Origin of the sequence: Kribbella albertanoniae (genome assembly GCF_004348455.1) — a bacterium.
Taxonomy (GTDB): Bacteria; Actinomycetota; Actinomycetes; order Propionibacteriales; family Kribbellaceae; genus Kribbella; species Kribbella albertanoniae.
Window position 1 is genome coordinate 1 of the sequence record NZ_SMKA01000509.1, and the last position, 1663, is coordinate 1663.

General features: G+C 57.9%; 1 rRNA gene. It reads left to right on the forward strand.

The features are described from left to right. Positions 1-13: 13 nt before the first annotated feature. Positions 14-1533 (forward strand): 16S ribosomal RNA (locus E1261_RS44655). Positions 1534-1663 lie beyond the last annotated feature (130 nt).

Below are 1663 nucleotides of genomic sequence, written 5' to 3' on the forward strand. Positions count from 1 at the left end.
TTGTCTATATTTTTCAACGGAGAGTTTGATCCTGGCTCAGGACGAACGCTGGCGGCGTGCTTAACACATGCAAGTCGAGCGGTAAGGCCCCTTCGGGGGTACACGAGCGGCGAACGGGTGAGTAACACGTGAGCAACCTACCCTCAACTTCGGGATAAGCCTCGGAAACGGGGTCTAATACCGGATATCATCTCGCGCTTCATGGTGTGGGGTTGAAAGTTCTGGCGGTTGGGGATGGGCTCGCGGCCTATCAGCTTGTTGGTGGGGTAATGGCCTACCAAGGCGTCGACGGGTAGCCGGCCTGAGAGGGCGACCGGCCACACTGGGACTGAGACACGGCCCAGACTCCTACGGGAGGCAGCAGTGGGGAATATTGCGCAATGGACGAAAGTCTGACGCAGCAACGCCGCGTGAGGGATGACGGCCTTCGGGTTGTAAACCTCTTTCAGCAGGGACGAAGCGAAAGTGACGGTACCTGCAGAAGAAGGACCGGCCAACTACGTGCCAGCAGCCGCGGTAATACGTAGGGTCCGAGCGTTGTCCGGAATTATTGGGCGTAAAGGGCTCGTAGGCGGTTCGTCACGTCGGGAGTGAAAACTCGGAGCTTAACTCCGAGCCTGCTTCCGATACGGGCAGACTAGAGGTAGGCAGGGGAGAGCGGAACTCCTGGTGTAGCGGTGGAATGCGCAGATATCAGGAAGAACACCGGTGGCGAAGGCGGCTCTCTGGGCCTTACCTGACGCTGAGGAGCGAAAGCGTGGGTAGCGAACAGGATTAGATACCCTGGTAGTCCACGCCGTAAACGTTGGGCGCTAGGTGTGGGGGACATTCCACGTCCTCCGTGCCGCAGCTAACGCATTAAGCGCCCCGCCTGGGGAGTACGGCCGCAAGGCTAAAACTCAAAGGAATTGACGGGGGCCCGCACAAGCGGCGGAGCATGCGGATTAATTCGATGCAACGCGAAGAACCTTACCTGGGTTTGACATATAGGGAAATCCTCCAGAGATGGGGGGTCCGTAAGGGTCCTATACAGGTGGTGCATGGCTGTCGTCAGCTCGTGTCGTGAGATGTTGGGTTAAGTCCCGCAACGAGCGCAACCCTCGTCCTATGTTGCCAGCACGTTATGGTGGGGACTCATAGGAGACTGCCGGGGTCAACTCGGAGGAAGGTGGGGATGACGTCAAGTCATCATGCCCCTTATGTCCAGGGCTTCACGCATGCTACAATGGCCGGTACAAAGGGCTGCGAAACCGCAAGGTGGAGCGAATCCCAAAAAGCCGGTCTCAGTTCGGATTGGGGTCTGCAACTCGACCCCATGAAGTCGGAGTCGCTAGTAATCGCAGATCAGCAACGCTGCGGTGAATACGTTCCCGGGCCTTGTACACACCGCCCGTCACGTCATGAAAGTCGGCAACACCCGAAGCCGGTGGCCTAACCCCTTGTGGGAGGGAGCCGTCGAAGGTGGGGCTGGCGATTAGGACGAAGTCGTAACAAGGTAGCCGTACCGGAAGGTGCGGCTGGATCACCTCCTTTCTAAGGAGCATTCGGCAGACAAGCCCGTAAGGGGTGTCTGCCCATTCATCGTTTCCTGGACATCCGTTCCAGGGCGATGGTGCTTCGGAATGTGGAACATTGACCATTAGGTATCGAAGCTTTCTGACAG